At 59.1% G+C, this 15,896-nt stretch carries 15 protein-coding genes; 9 read left to right on the top strand and 6 right to left on the bottom strand.

What is annotated here, in order from left to right; genetic code table 11:
* Positions 1 to 12 precede the first annotated feature (12 nt).
* Positions 13 to 876 (top strand): NUDIX hydrolase, encoded by an 864-nt coding sequence (locus EOI86_RS15790; RefSeq protein ID WP_127766117.1) that lies wholly within the window; start codon positions 13 to 15, stop codon positions 874 to 876.
* 13 nt (positions 877 to 889) lie between these two features.
* Here EOI86_RS15790 and gluQRS read toward each other — a convergent pair whose 3' ends face one another.
* Positions 890 to 1,825, bottom strand: a complete 936-nt coding sequence (gene gluQRS, locus EOI86_RS15795; RefSeq protein ID WP_420810095.1) for a tRNA glutamyl-Q(34) synthetase GluQRS — start codon at positions 1,823 to 1,825, stop codon at positions 890 to 892.
* A gap of 72 nt (positions 1,826 to 1,897) precedes the next feature.
* On the opposite strand from gluQRS, the gene EOI86_RS15800 reads away from it, so the two are divergent.
* The 3 genes from EOI86_RS15800 (at position 1,898) to EOI86_RS15810 (ending at position 3,963) form a co-directional block, all read left to right on the top strand.
* Positions 1,898 to 2,509, top strand: a complete 612-nt coding sequence (locus EOI86_RS15800) for a DNA-3-methyladenine glycosylase family protein (RefSeq protein ID WP_127766118.1) — start codon at positions 1,898 to 1,900, stop codon at positions 2,507 to 2,509.
* Between the two features lie 29 nt (positions 2,510 to 2,538).
* Positions 2,539 to 3,195, top strand: a complete 657-nt coding sequence (locus EOI86_RS15805; RefSeq protein WP_338033058.1) for an alpha/beta hydrolase — start codon at positions 2,539 to 2,541, stop codon at positions 3,193 to 3,195.
* Between the two features lie 207 nt (positions 3,196 to 3,402).
* The gene (locus EOI86_RS15810; protein ID WP_127766119.1) at positions 3,403 to 3,963 is read left to right on the top strand and encodes an HNH endonuclease; all 561 of its coding nucleotides are present in this window, start codon (positions 3,403 to 3,405) and stop codon (positions 3,961 to 3,963) included.
* Here the strand turns inward: EOI86_RS15810 and EOI86_RS15815 are convergent.
* The 5 genes from EOI86_RS15815 to EOI86_RS15835 all read right to left on the bottom strand — a co-directional run bounded on the left by EOI86_RS15815 (position 3,936) and on the right by EOI86_RS15835 (position 6,520).
* Entirely contained in the window at positions 3,936 to 4,322 is a 387-nt protein-coding gene (locus tag EOI86_RS15815) for a hypothetical protein (RefSeq protein ID WP_127766120.1), read from the bottom strand. The two genes, EOI86_RS15810 and EOI86_RS15815, sit on opposite strands and share 28 nt — an antisense overlap.
* An 88-nt stretch (positions 4,323 to 4,410) precedes the next feature.
* A complete protein-coding gene (locus EOI86_RS15820; protein WP_127766121.1) occupies positions 4,411 to 4,992 on the bottom strand; it encodes a demethoxyubiquinone hydroxylase family protein in 582 nt (193 codons plus the stop codon).
* 37 nt (positions 4,993 to 5,029) lie between these two features.
* On the bottom strand, positions 5,030 to 5,530 hold the full coding sequence (locus EOI86_RS15825; protein ID WP_205032216.1) for a disulfide bond formation protein B: 501 nt from the start codon (positions 5,528 to 5,530) through the stop codon (positions 5,030 to 5,032).
* 43 nt (positions 5,531 to 5,573) lie between these two features.
* The gene (locus tag EOI86_RS15830) at positions 5,574 to 6,176 is read right to left on the bottom strand and encodes a YqaA family protein (protein WP_127766122.1); all 603 of its coding nucleotides are present in this window, start codon (positions 6,174 to 6,176) and stop codon (positions 5,574 to 5,576) included.
* Positions 6,177 to 6,298: 122 nt separating this feature from the next.
* Positions 6,299 to 6,520 carry a hypothetical protein gene (locus EOI86_RS15835; protein WP_127766123.1) on the bottom strand — a complete coding sequence of 74 codons (222 nt, stop codon included), beginning with the start codon at positions 6,518 to 6,520 and terminating at the stop codon, positions 6,299 to 6,301.
* Positions 6,521 to 6,862: 342 nt separating this feature from the next.
* Between EOI86_RS15835 and mdh the strand changes: the two genes are divergently transcribed.
* The 5 genes from mdh (at position 6,863) to EOI86_RS15860 (ending at position 15,896) form a co-directional block, all read left to right on the top strand.
* Complete coding sequence (gene mdh, locus EOI86_RS15840) at positions 6,863 to 8,062, top strand: malate dehydrogenase (RefSeq protein WP_127766124.1); 1,200 nt, start codon at positions 6,863 to 6,865, stop codon at positions 8,060 to 8,062.
* Between the two features lie 145 nt (positions 8,063 to 8,207).
* Positions 8,208 to 9,971 (top strand): O-linked N-acetylglucosamine transferase, SPINDLY family protein, encoded by a 1,764-nt coding sequence (locus tag EOI86_RS15845; protein WP_127766125.1) that lies wholly within the window; start codon positions 8,208 to 8,210, stop codon positions 9,969 to 9,971.
* A gap of 276 nt (positions 9,972 to 10,247) precedes the next feature.
* Complete coding sequence (gene sucC / locus EOI86_RS15850; RefSeq protein ID WP_127766126.1) at positions 10,248 to 11,444, top strand: ADP-forming succinate--CoA ligase subunit beta; 1,197 nt, start codon at positions 10,248 to 10,250, stop codon at positions 11,442 to 11,444.
* Entirely contained in the window at positions 11,444 to 12,319 is an 876-nt protein-coding gene (gene sucD / locus EOI86_RS15855; RefSeq protein ID WP_127766127.1) for a succinate--CoA ligase subunit alpha, read from the top strand. Before sucC ends, sucD begins: the two co-directional genes overlap by 1 nt.
* Positions 12,320 to 12,584: 265 nt before the next feature.
* A complete protein-coding gene (locus EOI86_RS15860) occupies positions 12,585 to 15,896 on the top strand; it encodes a 2-oxoglutarate dehydrogenase E1 component (RefSeq protein ID WP_127766128.1) in 3,312 nt (1,103 codons plus the stop codon).

Here is a 15,896-nt window from a genome sequence, read left to right on the forward strand (position 1 = left end):
GAGTATCGGCCGATGAGCTTCCTGGACCATATCAGAGCCTGCAATAACGGGGATCTCTCGGTCCAGACACGCTTCTGCGTGGCCGGTGAAAATATCGGTTGGGTCGGCCCTGAAATCGCTGAAACCCTGCTGATGCAGTTCGACTGCTTCAGCAGGGAAGCTGATGCCATTGTTCTCACCGGCGCAGCTAACACGGTGGAAGAGCGGTCAGCCCTGATGGCGGATGTCGCGGCTGAGCTGTCGCGGCTGGGTGTCGTCGATGGGTTGCGGGATGAACTGTTCCCGGCCATGCGCAATTGGGGGGAGGAACCGCGGTTCTTGATCGACCGGGTCGCAGTGCCGCCCTTCGGCTTGCGGGCATGGGGCATTCACTTGAACGGATATGTCCGCAAAGCCGATGGCCTGCATTTGTGGATCGGGCGTCGAGCATCCGGCAAGTCCACCTATCCGGACCTGCTGGACAATACGGTCGCCGGCGGCCAGCCCTTTAATCTGACGCTGAGAGAAAACCTGATCAAGGAATGTGGGGAGGAAGCCTCAATCACGCCGGCTATGGCGGCACAGGCCGTTCCGGTCGGCTGCATCACCTATGTCCGGGAAGAGAAGGGCCGTATTAAACCAGACGTGATGTTCTGCTACGACCTGGAAATGCCGGAAAACTTCACACCGGTGAATACGGATGGCGAACTTGCGGGCTTTTATCTGCTGCCGGCGGGCGAGGTGATGGAAATCATCCGCACCACGGAGGAATTCAAGTTCAACTGCAACCTTGTGCTGATCGACTTTTTCATCCGCCACGGCTTGCTGACGCCGGATGACGAGCCAGACTACACCGAGCTTTGCGAAGGTATGCGTAAAGGACACGCCGCCAGTTAGGATTATTCCTCGATTATTCCTCGTCTGGAAACCCAGCCAAGGCGCGGATCTCTGCCGGCGACAAACCGTCTTCCCGCAGGGCGGCGATGGCCATGGACTTTTCCCGTTTCGACAGGCGCTGGCCGTCCTCGTCCAGCAATAATCCATGGTGATGGTAATTTGGGGCGGGCAGGGCGAAGAGCGTCTGTAGGATGCGGTGGATGCTGGTTGCGTGGAGCAGGTCTTCGCCCCGGGTCACATGGGTGACGAATTGCATCGCATCATCGACCGTGACGGACAGGTGATAGCTGCTGGGTGTGTCCTTCCGGCACAGAACGATATCGCCGCAGGAAAGACCGTCCACTGTCACTTCGCCGAAACGCGCGTCGTTGAAGGTCAGCGGCCCGGTCATGCCGACGGCGCGGTCCATATGCAGACGCAGGGCATAAGGTTCACCTTCTTCCATCCGGCGTTTTGCTTCCTGCCAGGGCAGGTGCTTGCACGTGCCGGGATAGAGCGGCCCGTCTGGCCCGTGCGGCGCTGATGGGGCGGCGGCGATTTCGGCCTGGATTTCCTTCCTGGTGCAGAAGCAGGGATAGACCAGATTGCCTTCCTCCAGCACATGGAGGAATTCGTTGTAGACTTCCATTCGTTCGGATTGGCGCAGCACCGGTCCATCCCAGTCCAAGCCAAGCCATTCCAGATCCCGCAGGATCTGCGTTTCAAATTCCGGCAGGCAGCGGCCTGTATCGATATCCTCGATGCGCAGGATGAACCGGCCGCCGGCGTCGCGCGCCTGTTTCCAGGCGAATAGCGCGGAATGCACCGTACCAAGATGCAGCAGGCCGGTTGGGCTGGGCGCGAACCGCGTCGTCATTGGAAGGTGGCTTAGAATCCCTGAAGGGTCACCCCATTGCGCGCCGCTTGGTTTGCTCATGGCCGGTTGCATCATGTCGGTCGGGTCGTTCATATGGCTGGCCTAGGCCCGTCGCAATCTTAAGTCAAATCTACCGACGGGCATTCGGGATTGGAAACGTATCTGGTGAACAAGCAGACTTTGATCAAGGCATTGGACGACGTCGCCGGCATCGATCACCAGGTCGCCGATGCCTTGGCGCTGGTCGGCTATCCGGAACCCAGAACCGCGCCCGGGGGCTTCCCCGCCTTGTTGTCGATTGTCGTGAACCAGCAAATTTCCAAGGAAGCCGCGCGGGCGATCCTGGGCCGGTTGGAAAACCTGATGCCGGGGACAACGGCGGAAGCGTTCCTGGCCCAGCCGGATGAAGCCTTACAGGCCGCAGGCTTGTCGCGCCCGAAAATCCGCTACGGTAAGGGGATCGCGGAGGCCGTCGCGTCGGGAACGGTTCCGATTGAAGATTTTCCCGGCATGCCGGATGACGAGATCATCGCCGCGCTGACCGGACTGAAGGGAATTGGCCTTTGGAGCGCGGAGATTTATTGCATGTTTTCCTTGGGGCGGCCCGACTTGTTTCCGGGGGAGGATATTGCCCTTCAAGAGGCGATGAAGCGCCTGAAAGGGCTGGATGCCAGACCGGCGCCGAAACTGGCGCGGGAACTGGCCCTTGGTTGGTCGCCTTGGCGCAGCGCCATGTCGGTTTTCCTGTGGCACTACTACCGCGGCGCGCCCGCTTGAACCTGTTTTCATCGTAAGTAAGGGATCGGATGATGATGATGGAATTGGACGGACCGGAACAAACGCCTGCCTCCGGCGCTGCGGCCAAACAGCTCGTGATCCTGCTCCATGGGCTGGGGGCGGATGGCAATGATCTGATCGCGCTTGCGCCGCATCTGGCTCAGGCTCTTCCAGATGCGCATTTTATCGCGCCGGACGCACCTTTTCCCTGTGATATGGCGCCCTATGGCCGGCAATGGTTCTCATTGCAGGATCGCGACCCGGCGGTGATGTTGAGCGGAATCCGCATCGCGGCACCGATCCTGGACGGGTTCATCGACAAGCAAATGGCGCGGTTTGGTCTCGACGCCGGTGCGGTCGCGTTGGTCGGGTTTAGCCAAGGAACCATGATGTCGCTTCATGTGGCGCCGCGCCGGCCCGACCCTTTCGCGGCGGTCGTCGGGTTTTCCGGCGCGCTTTTGGCGGGTGAGGCATTGTTGGATGAGGCACGCAGCAAACCGCCCGTTCTTTTGATCCATGGCGACGCGGATGAAGTCGTGCCGGTCCAGGCCACACCGGCAGCGGCGGGCGCTCTGCAGGATGCGGGGTTCACGGTCGAAACGCTGATTTGCCCTGGTGTACCCCATTCAATCGATCCGGCCGGACTGAAGCGGGCGATCGACTTTCTGGGGAAACACCTGACCTGATTGATCTTGTCGGACTGATATTGTCGGTATTCACGACAAGGAGTGACGGCAAGATGTTGGAAAGAAGCGCATCGAACGCTCTTTTCTTACAGATTGGTTATATTTTGTCCCCTCAGCCCCGCTTTTCTTGTACGCGGTTGAAGAATCCGTGTAGCTTTTAACCAACCTTGGCAAGGGTGGCCCCCGCAAAAACGGGAGTTCAGTGCGGTGACTACGGCCTTGAATAACTGTCCGGCGTTGGTTCTGAACGCGGACTTCAGACCGCTTAGTTATTTTCCGCTTTCTACTTGGACGTGGCAGGACGCGGTTAAGGCGGTGATATCCGACCGCGTATCGGTCCTCTCCGAATACGAAACGGAAGTTCACAGTCCCAGTTTCACGATGGCGTTGCCCAGCGTGATTGCTTTGCGGGACTATATTCGACCGTCCCGGCAACCGGCTTTTACCCGGTTCAACGTTTTCCTTCGGGACAAGCTGACATGCCAGTATTGCGGCACCGGCTTCAATGCACAGGATCTGACCTTCGATCATGTCGTGCCGCGCAGCCAAGGCGGACGGACGACATGGGAAAACGTCGTGACGGCGTGTTCGCCGTGCAATCTGCGCAAGGGGGGACGGACGCCGGTTCAGGCTAACATGCCGCTCCGTCGGGCGGTGCGGCCGCCTACGACCTTTCTGTTGCAGGAAAACGGCCGGTCCTTCCCGCCGAATTTTCTGCACGAAAGCTGGAACGACTATCTCTACTGGGACATGGAACTGGAACGGTAGGCGTCCTCGCCGCCGCTTTCAGCTGGGTCTCCCTCGGACGCCGACCGCATCATGCGCTCGGCCTCCCGGATTGCGTGACAGCGCAGCGCTTTTCCGTCATCGGCCGGGAAAAGAGAGATCATGCGCCGCCAATCGACCAAGGGGCCGGCGATATCCGGCCAGTCCGCAAACAGGGTCTCGATACGCCGCGCGGCGCCGGTCAACAATCCGCGCGCCTGTTCCGCATCTGTCTCCAGCGTATCGGCGGCAAGATCCGCCAACATGGCCAGCGCACGCCGCAGAACGGCAGTTGCCGTCATACCGGTCGGATAGTCGTTTTGAAGCCTTACGAAGCGGCTTTCGAACCGTGACAGGGACATAGGAACCCTCCGGCGGTTATCATCGCCAGACAACAGAAGGTCATGATTCTGCTAAAACCGCCAATGGATTTCTGGGTCGAGAAGGGGCTCAGACCCGTTCTGAAAGCCAGATCGCCAGCTTCGACGCGCTCTTCACCGCGCGGGTCAGGACCGGATAGCCGGGCGCCTGTTCGGCCCCTTCGGCGTAACCGATATCGCGATGCTCGATTTCTTCCTGCCGGAATTTCTCGATCGTCGCCTTCAGATCAGCCTCATCCTCGCCAAGTTTATCCGCCTGTGCGGCGTAATGTTCGTCGATCACTTCCTCGACCGCGACAGTACAGGCCATGGCGGCCTGTTCACCCAACAAGGCGGAACCGGCGCCCATGGCGTAGCCGGCGATATGCCAGATCGGCGTCATGGCGGTCGGGCGGACACGGCGTTCGACCAGCATCTTGTTGAACGTATCGAGGTGAACTTGTTCCTGCTCAGCCATGTGCTTGATCAAGGGGCCGGAAGAGGTCCGGCGCAGAACATCGTGCTGCCCGGCATAGATCCGGGTGGCGCCAAACTCGCCTGCCTGGTCGACGCGGATCATCCGCGCGACACTGTCGGTGGGGCGAGGGTCGCCTGGCAGATAGCGCGGGCCGCGGCCCGGTTTCGTCTCGCCCTGGTTCGTTGCGGTGGTCATCGCCGTCTCAATCCGTATTCTCGATCGTTACTGCGGATCAGCGCATGGCCTTGCGGATCAACAAGCCGATCGCGGTGGCTGCGCCAAGCGCCAATACCAGATTGTAACCTGCCATGGAGATTCCGAACAGGCTCCAGGCCACTTCGTCGCACCGTATCACCGGTGCGCTCATGATTGCGTCTTTTAGCGCATTGATGTCCAGGTCGTTCAGCCCGCCGCTGGTGCAGGAAGTAGGGCCTTCCCACCATTTCTGTTCCACACCCACATGGTAGCCGGCCGTCGCGGCGCCGGCCAGGATCACCACGATGGTCAAGGTCAGCCCGGTCAGCAGCAACGTGGTCTTGCGCCGCAGATAGAAGGTGACGCCGGCCACGCCGAGCGCAATCCACCACGCCAGTCTTTGATACTGGCACAAGGCGCAGGGATGTATGTCCAAAACGTGTTCGAAGAAATAGGCCGTTCCCAACACGCCGACGATGAAGATCATCACCAAGGCGGGGGTCTGTTGAAGGCTGGGCAGTCGCGATCTGGCGTTCATTACCGTTTCTCTCGTTTTCAACCGGATGCGGCTGCGATCACTGCTAGTGTAACCACTTAATCGCCATGAAGCCGCCGATCAGCAATATGAAAAAGGCGGTGGTCATCAGGCCGAACCGCTCTTCGATCAGGGTGCGGATCGGCCCACCGAACATCCGCAACAGAATGGATACGATATAGAACCGTAATCCCCTGCTGAGGATGGAGGCGAGCACGAAGGTCATAAGATTGAGTTCCATGGCGCCTGACGCGATGGTCACGATCTTGAAGGGCAGCGGCGTCAAACCGCCGCCGATCACGATCAGCCAGCCATATTCGGCGAAAGAGGCGCGCGCCTGTTCCAGTGCTTGTTCGTAACCATAGAACCTGACGATCGGTTCGCCGATGACATCGAACAGCCCATAGCCGATCAGATAACCCCCGACACCCCCCACAACACTGGCGATTGTGCATATGGTCGCATAGCGCAGGAAGCGATCACGATTGGCCAATACCATCGGTATCAGCATGACATCGGGGGGGATGGGGAAAATGACGCTCTCAATGAACGACACAAAGGCCAGATATCGTTCGGCCAAAGGATGCGCCGCCATGCGCATGGTCCAATCATAAAGGCGGCGCAGGGGACTGAAGAGCGTTTGGATCATAGGGGAACCGATCAGGCTATATGGTCTTTCTGTCGGCTCGTCTTCTATTCCTTCCTTGTCGACTTGGCTAGAGAGCGGGTCGCTGAAATGCGACCCGCCTTCCAGTCAGTTCGATCCAATCGTCACTTAGGCAGCGGCAAGGGCTTAACAACGCGCTCGCCGTCCGGGGTGATGTATTGGGTCAATGTACCGGTTAGTGCATAGACCCCGTCACTGACCGTGCCACGGTCCAGGGGTATCACGGTCAACCCGACAACCAAGATGGCCCAAAGGCCCATGCCTGCCGCGATGCTTATCTTTGCCAAACGCGAGCTTCTAAGCCCGCCGGGAATGAATAAACTCATTGCCCCACTCCATACTAAAAATTTTGGCCGTTCTTTGCCGGCCATCGTTGTGGGTTAAGTAGGGATTGCCAGGTGGAACGGCAATGGGTTTGGGCGGTTACGCGCTTTCACTCTGTCGTGAGGGTATGGGAGGAGTGGGATATATAGAATGCAACGGATACAAGCTTTCGGGATTGACAGGAAAACGGCAATATCCTTGCTCATCAAAGACGATTCCTGTACCACACCGAGTGCGAACGCCAATGGCCGCTGCTTCCGAATTGCACGGTGATGGCGTCGTCCTAAAGGTCACGGCTCTGAAACACATACCGGCATGGTTTAATACCATAAGGAAGGAAGGGGATGGCTCGTAACAAGATAGCGCTTATCGGCGCTGGGAACATTGGCGGCACGCTCGCCTTGTTGGCAGGTCTCAAGGAAATGGGTGATGTCGTGTTGTTCGACATCATGGATGGGATTCCGCAGGGCAAAGCGCTCGATCTCGCGGAAGCCTCCCCGGTCGAAGGTTTCGACGCGGCAATGTCTGGCTCGAAAAACTACAGCGCGATCAAAGGCGCCGATGTCATCATCGTAACCGCCGGCGTTGCGCGGAAGCCGGGGATGAGCCGAGACGATCTGATCGGCATCAACACAAGCGTGATGAAGTCCGTCGGCGAAGGCATCAAGAAGAACGCGCCGAAAGCCTTTGTCATCTGCATCACCAATCCGCTCGATGTCATGGTCGGCATCTTGCAGAAAGCTTCCGGTCTGCCGGCGAATAAGGTCGTCGGTATGGCGGGGGTTCTCGACTCCGCACGTTTCCGTTATTTCCTGGCCGAAGAATTCAAGGTGTCGGTCGAAGATGTGACGGCCTTCGTGCTCGGTGGTCATGGCGATACGATGGTTCCGCTCATCCGTTATTCGACCGTCGCGGGCATTCCCGTGCCGGATCTGCTGAAGATGGGTTGGTCCACGAAGAAGCGCATTGCCGATATCGTCCAGCGAACGCGCGATGGCGGTGCCGAGATCGTCGGCCTGCTTAAGACGGGTTCCGCGTTCTACGCGCCCGCCTCTTCCGCGATCGTGATGGCGGAGTCCTATTTAAAGGACAAACGACGGCTGTTGCCGGCGGCGGCGTTCTGTACCGGTCAATACGGCGTCCGCAACATGTATGTCGGTGTGCCCTGCATCATCGGTGCGAACGGTGTTGAGAAGATCGTCGAGATCTCCCTCAACGCGGCCGAAAAGAAGATGCTGCAGAAGTCCATCGACGCGGTGCAATCGCTGAGCAAGGTTGCCGCCGATATCGAAAAGAATGCCGGCAAGGAAGCGCCCGCGAAGAAGGGTGCGGCCAAAAAGGCTGGTGGCAAGAAATCGGCCGCGAAGAAGTCTTCTGCTAAGAAGGCCGGTGCGAAAAAGGCCGCAGCGAAGAAGTCGACCGCCAAGAAATCTTCCGCCAAGAAATCGGTAGCGAAGAAGGCATCGGCCAAGAAGGCCCGCGCTAAAAAGGCTGCTGCGAAGGTTGCTCCGGCGGCACCCGCGACGAGCACGCCGTCGTCGTAAAGACTAAGTTACCGAAGACCTCTTCGGTCTAGGTTTGGAAGCCGCGCTCTCCTTCAAAGGGGGCGCGGCTTCTTTCTTTCCGCTTCGCCATGGCGGATGATCCTGTTCAATTGACCGACAGCGACAGTGTTGCGTGAGGGTACGCGTGCAAGGCGAAAACGATCTGCAGATTGCGAAGACCGCGCTGGCGAACGGCGATGGCGGGACTGCCTTTGCCGCCTTGAACCGTTTGCTGCGCGATCAGCCCGACCATGCGGAAGGCCTGTATCTGATGGCGCTCTGTGCGAACGCGGCCGGACGGGGTGATGTCGCGATCGATTGTTTGCAGAAAGCGCGTGTGGCCGCGCCGGACGATGCGGATATCGCTTTCTCTCTGGGATCGCTTCTGGCTGCAACAACCCCACAGAAGGCATTGGCCCCCTTTCGCGACGCGGTTCGCCTGCGTCCCGATTTCGCTCCGGCCTGGACGAATATGGGAAACCTTCTTGCCGGCATGGGGCTTTTGGAAGAGGCGGCGGAAGCTTATGAGCAGGCGCTGAAAGCCGATCCAGATCTTTTGGAAGTGGAATCGAACCTAGGTGTGATCCGGCAAAGCCAGGGCCGTCATGACGATGCGCTTCGCCATCACGACCATGTGGTCAGACAGCGACCGGGTTTCGGAAAGGGCCAGCACAATCGGCTAATGTCGATGCACTATAATGAAGGCCTTACTTCGGATGAGATTCAGTCGGCCCACAGGGCATGGGGGCAAGCCCTGTCGACGAACCAAGCTGACCGGGTCGCCCAATCCGCGCCATTTGCAAAAGGTGCTGGCGCGGACCGCGTCCTGCGTGTCGGCTATGTTTCTCCGGACTTTCGACAGCATCCGGTCGCCAATTTCTTTCTTCCCTTACTGGAAGCCCATGATAGGCATCACGTCGATGTCTGGTGCTATTCCGATGCCGGGCACCCGGACGCGATGACGGAAACGTTACGGGGGCGTGCAGATCATTGGGTCGATACGGCCGGTTGGACCGATGACGCTCTGGCCGAAAGGATCTCCTCGGACCGGATCGATATTTTGGTCGATTTGGCCGGGCATACTTCGGGCAATCGGCTTTCGGTCTTCGCGCGGCGCGTGGCGCCCGTTCAGATGACATGGCTTGGTTATCCCGGCATTACGGGGCTGGGTGAAATGGATTACCGGCTGACCGATGCGGTCGCGGACCCGCCGGTTGAGGCGGATGGAGGGGAAGCTGAACAACTGATTCGGCTTCCGAGTGGGTTTCTGTGCTATCGCCCGCCGGTCGACATTCCCGTGGCCAAGACACCGCTCGGCGGTCGGCCCATCGTGTTCGGGTCTTTCAACAATTTTGCCAAGGTAAATGGAACGGTCCTGGATCGTTGGGCCGAAATTCTGAAGGAATGCCCAGACGCATTGTTGATGGTGAAGGCCCGGTCGCTGAACGATCCGGGGACGCGGTGGCAATGCGCCGACGCCTTCCTGGCCCGCGGGGTCGACCCGGCGCGACTCAGGCTGCGCGGCACCGTACCGGGGCTGGCCGAGCATTTCTCGCTCTACAATGACATCGACATCGCGCTGGACACCTTCCCCTATAACGGTACCACGACAACATTCGATGCCCTTTGGATGGGAACGCCCGTCATTGCGCTGCGCGGTGAACGCCATGCGGCCCGGGTCGGGGCCTCCATTCTGACCCATTTGGGCCTTCCTGAATTGATCGCGGAAGACCATCCCGCCTATATATCGGCGGCGGTGGCACTTGCCGGGGATGCGGCCCGATGCGGCGATTATTCGGCCCGTTTGAGGGACAGATTGCGGGCCTCACCGCTTCTTGATGCGGGCCGGTTTGCGCGCACCATCGAAAAAACCTATCGGGAGAAGTGGAATGTTTGGTGCCACGGCTAGGGATTATTATGACCGATCCGGTTGCACTGAGTAGAAAGGTTGCTAAATTACGCCCGCTCAGCGGGGCCCGGAAACCCATTATTCTCGATGGTGTGCGGACGTCGCGGATGGTGGGCGGAAAGGCGATACCCATAGGTGTAGTCCAGGGGACCGTTCCACAGTCTTTCTGCCGATTTACCGGCCCCTTTCGGGGCAGGGATCTGGTGCCGCTCCGGTACCAAGTCCAACCGGAAGGGGTTTGGGCGTGATCATAGCCACGGGGAAGTCTTAAGCGACATGAACATCCACGAATATCAGGCCAAAGAGCTTCTACGGAAGTTTGGCGTTGCCGTGCCTAGCGGGCAGGTGGCCTACACCGTCGATGAAGCGGTGCAGGCGGCAAACGAACTTGGCGGTCCGATCTGGGTCGTCAAATCCCAAATTCACGCCGGGGGCCGCGGGGCCGGCCGGTTTAAAGACGGCGATCCCGACAAGGGCGGCGTGCGTGTCAGCAAGTCCGTCGAGGACGTGCGTGAAAACGCCAAAGCCATGCTCGGCGCGACGCTGGTCACCAAGCAGACCGGGCCGGAAGGCAAGGAAGTGAGCCGCCTTTATATCGAAGACGGTTGCGATATCGCACGGGAACTATACCTCTCCCTGCTGCTGGACCGCGCCACAAGCCAAGTGACCATCATGGCCTCCACCGAAGGCGGGATGGAAATCGAGGAAGTCGCGGAAGAGCATCCCGATAAAATCATCCGCGTCACGGTCGACCCGGCGACGGGCATCTCCGGCTTCCATTGTCGGCGCATTGCCTTCGCGTTGGGCCTCGAAGGGGCCCAGGTCAAAAGCTGCACTCAGTTCTTGACCGCGATGTACAATGCTTTCACCCAGCTCGACGCCAGCATGGTCGAAGTGAACCCGTTGGTCGTGACCGGCTCGGGTGAGGTTATCGCGCTGGATGCGAAGATGAACTTCGACGACAACGCGCTGTTCCGTCACAAGGACATCGCCGGCATGCGGGACGAGACCGAAGAAGACCCGATGGAGCTGGAAGCGACCAAGCACGAGCTGAATTACATTAAGCTCACCGGGTCGATCGGCTGCATGGTCAATGGTGCCGGCCTTGCCATGGCGACGATGGACATCATCAAGTTGAAGGGCGGCGATCCCGCGAACTTCCTGGACGTCGGCGGCGGCGCCACCAAGGAACGTGTGACCAAGGCCTTCAAGATCATCCTCAGCGATCCGAATGTCGAAGGCATTCTGGTCAACATCTTCGGCGGCATCATGCGGTGCGACGTCATCGCCGAAGGGGTGGTCGCGGCTTCCCGAGAGGTGAACCTGCACGTACCCCTGGTGGTACGTCTGGAAGGCACCAATGTGGAGCAGGGCAAGAAGATCATGGCGGAATCGGGTCTGCCGATCATCTCTGCCGACAATCTTGAAGACGCGGCCGAAAAGGTCGTGGCTGCTGTGAAGGAGGCTAACTGATGGCCGTTCTGGTTAACAAGGACACAAAAGTCATCTGCCAGGGCTTCACCGGCGCGCAGGGGACTTTCCATTCCGAGCAGGCAATTGCCTACGGCACGCAGATGGTCGGCGGTGTCACGCCCGGCAAAGGCGGCGGTACGCATCTGGACTTGCCGATTTTCAACACCGTGGCGGAAGCCAAGCATGTGACCGGCGCCAATGCGACCGTGATCTACGTGCCGCCGCCCTTCGCGGCCGACGCAATCCTGGAGGCGATCGACGCCGAATTGGAACTTGCGGTCTGTATCACGGAAGGCATTCCGGTGATGGACATGGTGAAGGTCAAGCGCGCGCTGAGCGGGTCGAAGACCCGGTTGATCGGCCCGAACTGCCCCGGTGTGATCACGCCGGAACAGTGCAAGATCGGGATCATGCCGGGCCATATCCACCGCGCCGGCAAGATCGGTGTGGTTTCCCGTTCCGGAACGCTGACCTACGAAGCAGTCGCGCAGACGACGGCGGTCGGCCTTGGTCAGTCGACCTGCATCGGTATCGGCGGTGATCCGGTCAACGGTACGAACTTCATCGATTGCCTGGAGATGTTCCTGGCCGACGATCAAACCGAGGGCATCATCATGATCGGGGAAATCGGCGGCACGGCTGAAGAAGAAGCCGCGGAATTCGTCAAATCCTCGAAAGTGAAAAAGCCGATGGTCGGCTTCATCGCGGGCCGTACGGCGCCTCCGGGCAAGCGTATGGGCCATGCGGGCGCCATCATTTCCGGTGGTCAAGGCACGGCCGACTCCAAAATGGAGGCGATGAGTAGCGCCGGTATCCGCGTATCGGAGAGCCCATCGGCGCTTGGTACGACGATGCTGGAAGCAATGAAGGGTTGATGTAGAAACGGCGCCGGGGTAATCCCCGGCGCCGCTACTTTAGACCTGGATTAAAAAAGGTTTTGGTCGGTATCATGGCACGTAGAGAAACAGCACGGTTTCTGTGACCCTGCTGGGGGTCTACGTGCTACGCTGCGATGAGAAACAGTCGGGATTGTAACGCTGATCTGACGCTTGCCGTCCGAATGGCGTCCACGACTGCACCGGTTTCGTCCGCACCGATTGGACGGGTCCGGTGGCAGTCGACCGAAAAGGGAGATGCGTGATGACCTATGCCGGGAACACGACGCCGCTTTTTCAAGCCAACGAAACGTATGTGGCCGAACTGTACCAGAAATTCCTGAGCGACCCCGCTTCGGTCGATCAGCAATGGGCGGAGTTTTTTTCGGGCCTGGAGGATGGTGACCTTAATTTCCTGCAAGGGTATCGAGGACCGAGCTGGGCGCCGCGCGCGACCACGGTCATCGGCCCGAAGGGTGACGACCAAGCCGAGACCTTCGCGGAACTGACCGATGAAGGCACTTCCTACGACGAAATTCTGCGCCGACTGGCCAAGGCCGGGACGCCCGGCGCCAGCGCGGGTGAGATCCGGCAAGCAACCTTGGACTCGATCCGCGCCCTTATGATCATCCGCGCCTATCGGATGCGCGGGCATGCGGTCGCCCATCTCGATCCATTGAACCTGCACGAACCGGCCTATCAGCCGGAACTCGATCCCAAGACCTATGGGTTCGAGGATGTGGACATGGATCGGCCGATCTTCATCAATTACTATCTCGGTCTTGAATCCGCCTCCATGCGGGAAATCGTGCGGATCTGCCAGGAGACCTATTGCGGTTCCATCGGCATCGAGTTCCAGCACATTCAGAACCCTGAAGAAAAATCCTGGATTCAGGAACGCATTGAAGGCATCCGCAACCGGACCGAATTCACAGATTTGGGCAAACGGACGATCCTGGAGCGGCTGACGCAGGCCGATATCTTTGAAACCTATCTGGACAAAAAGTATCGCGGCACGAAGCGTTTCGGCCTGGATGGCGGGGAATCCCTGGTCCCGATGCTGGAGCAGATTTTCAAGCGCGGCGCACAGTTGGGTTTGCAGGAAGCGGTTCTGGGCATGGCCCACCGCGGACGTCTGAACGTTCTGGCGAACATCATGCGCAAACCCTATCAGGCGATCTTCGCGGAGTTTGAAGGCATCAGCACGAGCCCGGAAGACGTGCAGGGCTCCGGCGACGTCAAATATCATTTGGGCACTTCCGCCGACCGTGAATTCGACGGGCGCGTGGTTCACCTGTCGCTGACCGCCAATCCCAGTCACCTGGAAGCGGTGAACACGGTTGTGCTCGGCAAGGTTCGCGCCAAGCAGCGGCAACGCGGCGACGAAGACCGTGAGAAGGTCATGGGCATCCTGCTGCATGGCGATGCCGCCTTCATCGGCCAGGGCATCGTTGCGGAAACTTTCCTGCTTAGCCAATTGGACGGCTACCGCACGGGCGGCACGATTCATATCGCCATCAACAATCAGATCGGCTTCACCACGGCACCCAGCAAGTCGCGTTCCTCGCCCTATTGCTCGGACATGGCAAAATTGGTCGATGCGCCGGTCTTCCATGTTAACGGGGACGACCCCGAAGCCTGCGTCCACGTTGCACGGATCGCGATTGAATATCGCCAACGCTTCAAGAAGGACGTCGTCGTCGACATGTGGTGTTACCGTCGGCACGGGCATAACGAAGGCGATGAGCCGATGTTCACCCAGCCGCAGATGTACACAAAGATCGGCGAGCATCCGCGGACCCGGCAGATCTATGCGGATCAGCTGGAAGGCGAAGGCACGCTTCCTGAAGGGGAAGGCTATAAGATCGTTCAGGAATTCACCAATCACCTAGACGCGCAATTCGAAGCCCGCCATTCGTTTAAAGCAAACAAGGCCGACTGGCTGGAAGGTAAATGGGCCGGTCTGGGCATCGCCGCCGGTGAGGCGCGGCGCGGTGAGACCGGTGTCGATATCGACCTTTTGAAGGAAGTGGGCTACGCGATTTCCGCCGTGCCGCAGAACTTCGGCCTGAATTCGAAGATCAAACGCCAGCTCGAACAGAAGCGGAAAATGATCGAAACGGGCAAGGGGATCGACTGGGGTACCGCCGAGGCGTTGGCCTTCGGGACCCTGCTTTGCGAGTCGACCTCGATCCGCCTCTCGGGTGAGGATTCCGAACGCGGTACTTTTTCCCACCGGCATTCGGTCTTGATCGACCAGAAGACGGAGGAGGAATATGTCCCCCTCAACAATATTCGCATGGGCCAAGCACCGTTCGAGGTGATCGACAGCCCGCTCAGCGAATTCGGCCTGCTCGGTTACGAATACGGCTATGCCAGTGCGGAGCCGCATTCCCTGGTGCTTTGGGAAGCCCAGTTCGGCGATTTCGCCAATGGCGCCCAGGTCATCATCGACCAGTTCATCGCATCCGGTGAGTCGAAATGGCTGCGCATGTGCGGCTTGGTCATGCTGTTGCCGCATGGATACGAAGGCCAGGGGCCGGAGCATTCCAGCGCGCGGTTGGAACGGTATCTGCAACTTTGCGCGGAAGACAACGTTCAGGTTTGCAACATCACCAGCCCGTCCAACTTCTTCCATGCACTGCGCCGACAGGTTCGTCGGAATTTCCGCAAACCGCTGATCCTGATGTCGCCGAAATCGCTGCTGCGTCACAAGCGTTGCATCTCTTCGCTGGATGAAATGGCCCAGGGGTCGACCTTCCACCGCTTGCTGTGGGATGACGCCCAATGGGAAAAACGTTTGGCAAAGGACAGCGATATTCGCCGTGTCGTGATCTGTTCCGGCAAGGTCTATTTCGATCTGCTCGAGGAACGCGACGAACGCGGCATCGACGACATTTATCTGCTTCGCGTGGAGCAGCTCTACCCTTGGCCGGAGAAGGCCCTTGAAGTGGAACTGGGCCGGTTCCCGAACGCGGAAGTCGTCTGGTGTCAGGAAGAGCCGGAGAATGCCGGTTCCTGGTTCTTCGTGGACCGGCGCCTGGAAAAGGTTCTCAACACGGTTGGCAATAATGTCTCCACGCGACCCCGTTATGTCGGTCGTAAGGAAGCTGCATCGCCTGCCGCGGGCCGGATGAAGGACCATTTGGCTGAGCTGAAGCGCTTCATCGACGAGGCGTTGACGCTGGAAGGGCCAAGCCGGGCACCGAAGAAGGCTGCGGCAAAAGCGACACTGGCGGCGGGCGTCGGCACAAAGGCGTCTGCAAAGAAGGGCGCTGCGAAGAATGCAGGTGCCAAGAAGGCAGGCGCCAAGAAGGCTGCTGCGAAAAAGGCTGTTGCAAAAAAGGCGGGGGCTAAAAAAGCGACCGCAAAGAAAGCAGCGGCCAAGAAATCGGCCGTAAAAAAGGCGCCTGCTAAAAAAGCGGGGGCTAAAAAAGCGACCGCAAAGAAAGCAGCGGCCAAGAAATCGGCCGTAAAAAAGGCGCCTGCTAAAAAAGCGGCTGCGAAAAAAGCGGGTGCAAAGAAACCTGCTGTTAAGAAAGCGGCGGCTAATAAGAAGGCGAAAGCCAAGAAATAG

It is taken from the genome of Hwanghaeella grinnelliae (genome assembly GCF_004005845.1).
Lineage (GTDB): Bacteria > Pseudomonadota > Alphaproteobacteria > UBA8366 > Aestuariispiraceae > Hwanghaeella > Hwanghaeella grinnelliae.

Excerpts from the sequence above, each read along its gene's own strand:
- EOI86_RS15835 (WP_127766123.1), bottom strand. The coding sequence starts at position 6,520 with ATGAGTTTATTCATTCCCGGCGGGCTTAGAAGCTCGCGTTTGGCAAAG.
- EOI86_RS15820 (WP_127766121.1), bottom strand. The coding sequence starts at position 4,992 with ATGACCACCGCAACGAACCAGGGCGAGACGAAACCGGGCCGCGGCCCG.
- EOI86_RS15830 (WP_127766122.1), bottom strand. The coding sequence starts at position 6,176 with ATGATCCAAACGCTCTTCAGTCCCCTGCGCCGCCTTTATGATTGGACC.
- EOI86_RS15860 (WP_127766128.1), top strand. The coding sequence starts at position 12,585 with ATGACCTATGCCGGGAACACGACGCCGCTTTTTCAAGCCAACGAAACG.
- sucC (WP_127766126.1), top strand. The coding sequence starts at position 10,248 with ATGAACATCCACGAATATCAGGCCAAAGAGCTTCTACGGAAGTTTGGC.
- gluQRS (WP_420810095.1), bottom strand. The coding sequence starts at position 1,825 with ATGAACGACCCGACCGACATGATGCAACCGGCCATGAGCAAACCAAGC.
- sucD (WP_127766127.1), top strand. The coding sequence starts at position 11,444 with ATGGCCGTTCTGGTTAACAAGGACACAAAAGTCATCTGCCAGGGCTTC.
- EOI86_RS15790 (WP_127766117.1), top strand. The coding sequence starts at position 13 with ATGAGCTTCCTGGACCATATCAGAGCCTGCAATAACGGGGATCTCTCG.
- EOI86_RS15805 (WP_338033058.1), top strand. The coding sequence starts at position 2,539 with ATGATGATGATGGAATTGGACGGACCGGAACAAACGCCTGCCTCCGGC.
- mdh (WP_127766124.1), top strand. The coding sequence starts at position 6,863 with ATGGCTCGTAACAAGATAGCGCTTATCGGCGCTGGGAACATTGGCGGC.
- EOI86_RS15815 (WP_127766120.1), bottom strand. The coding sequence starts at position 4,322 with ATGTCCCTGTCACGGTTCGAAAGCCGCTTCGTAAGGCTTCAAAACGAC.
- EOI86_RS15825 (WP_205032216.1), bottom strand. The coding sequence starts at position 5,530 with ATGAACGCCAGATCGCGACTGCCCAGCCTTCAACAGACCCCCGCCTTG.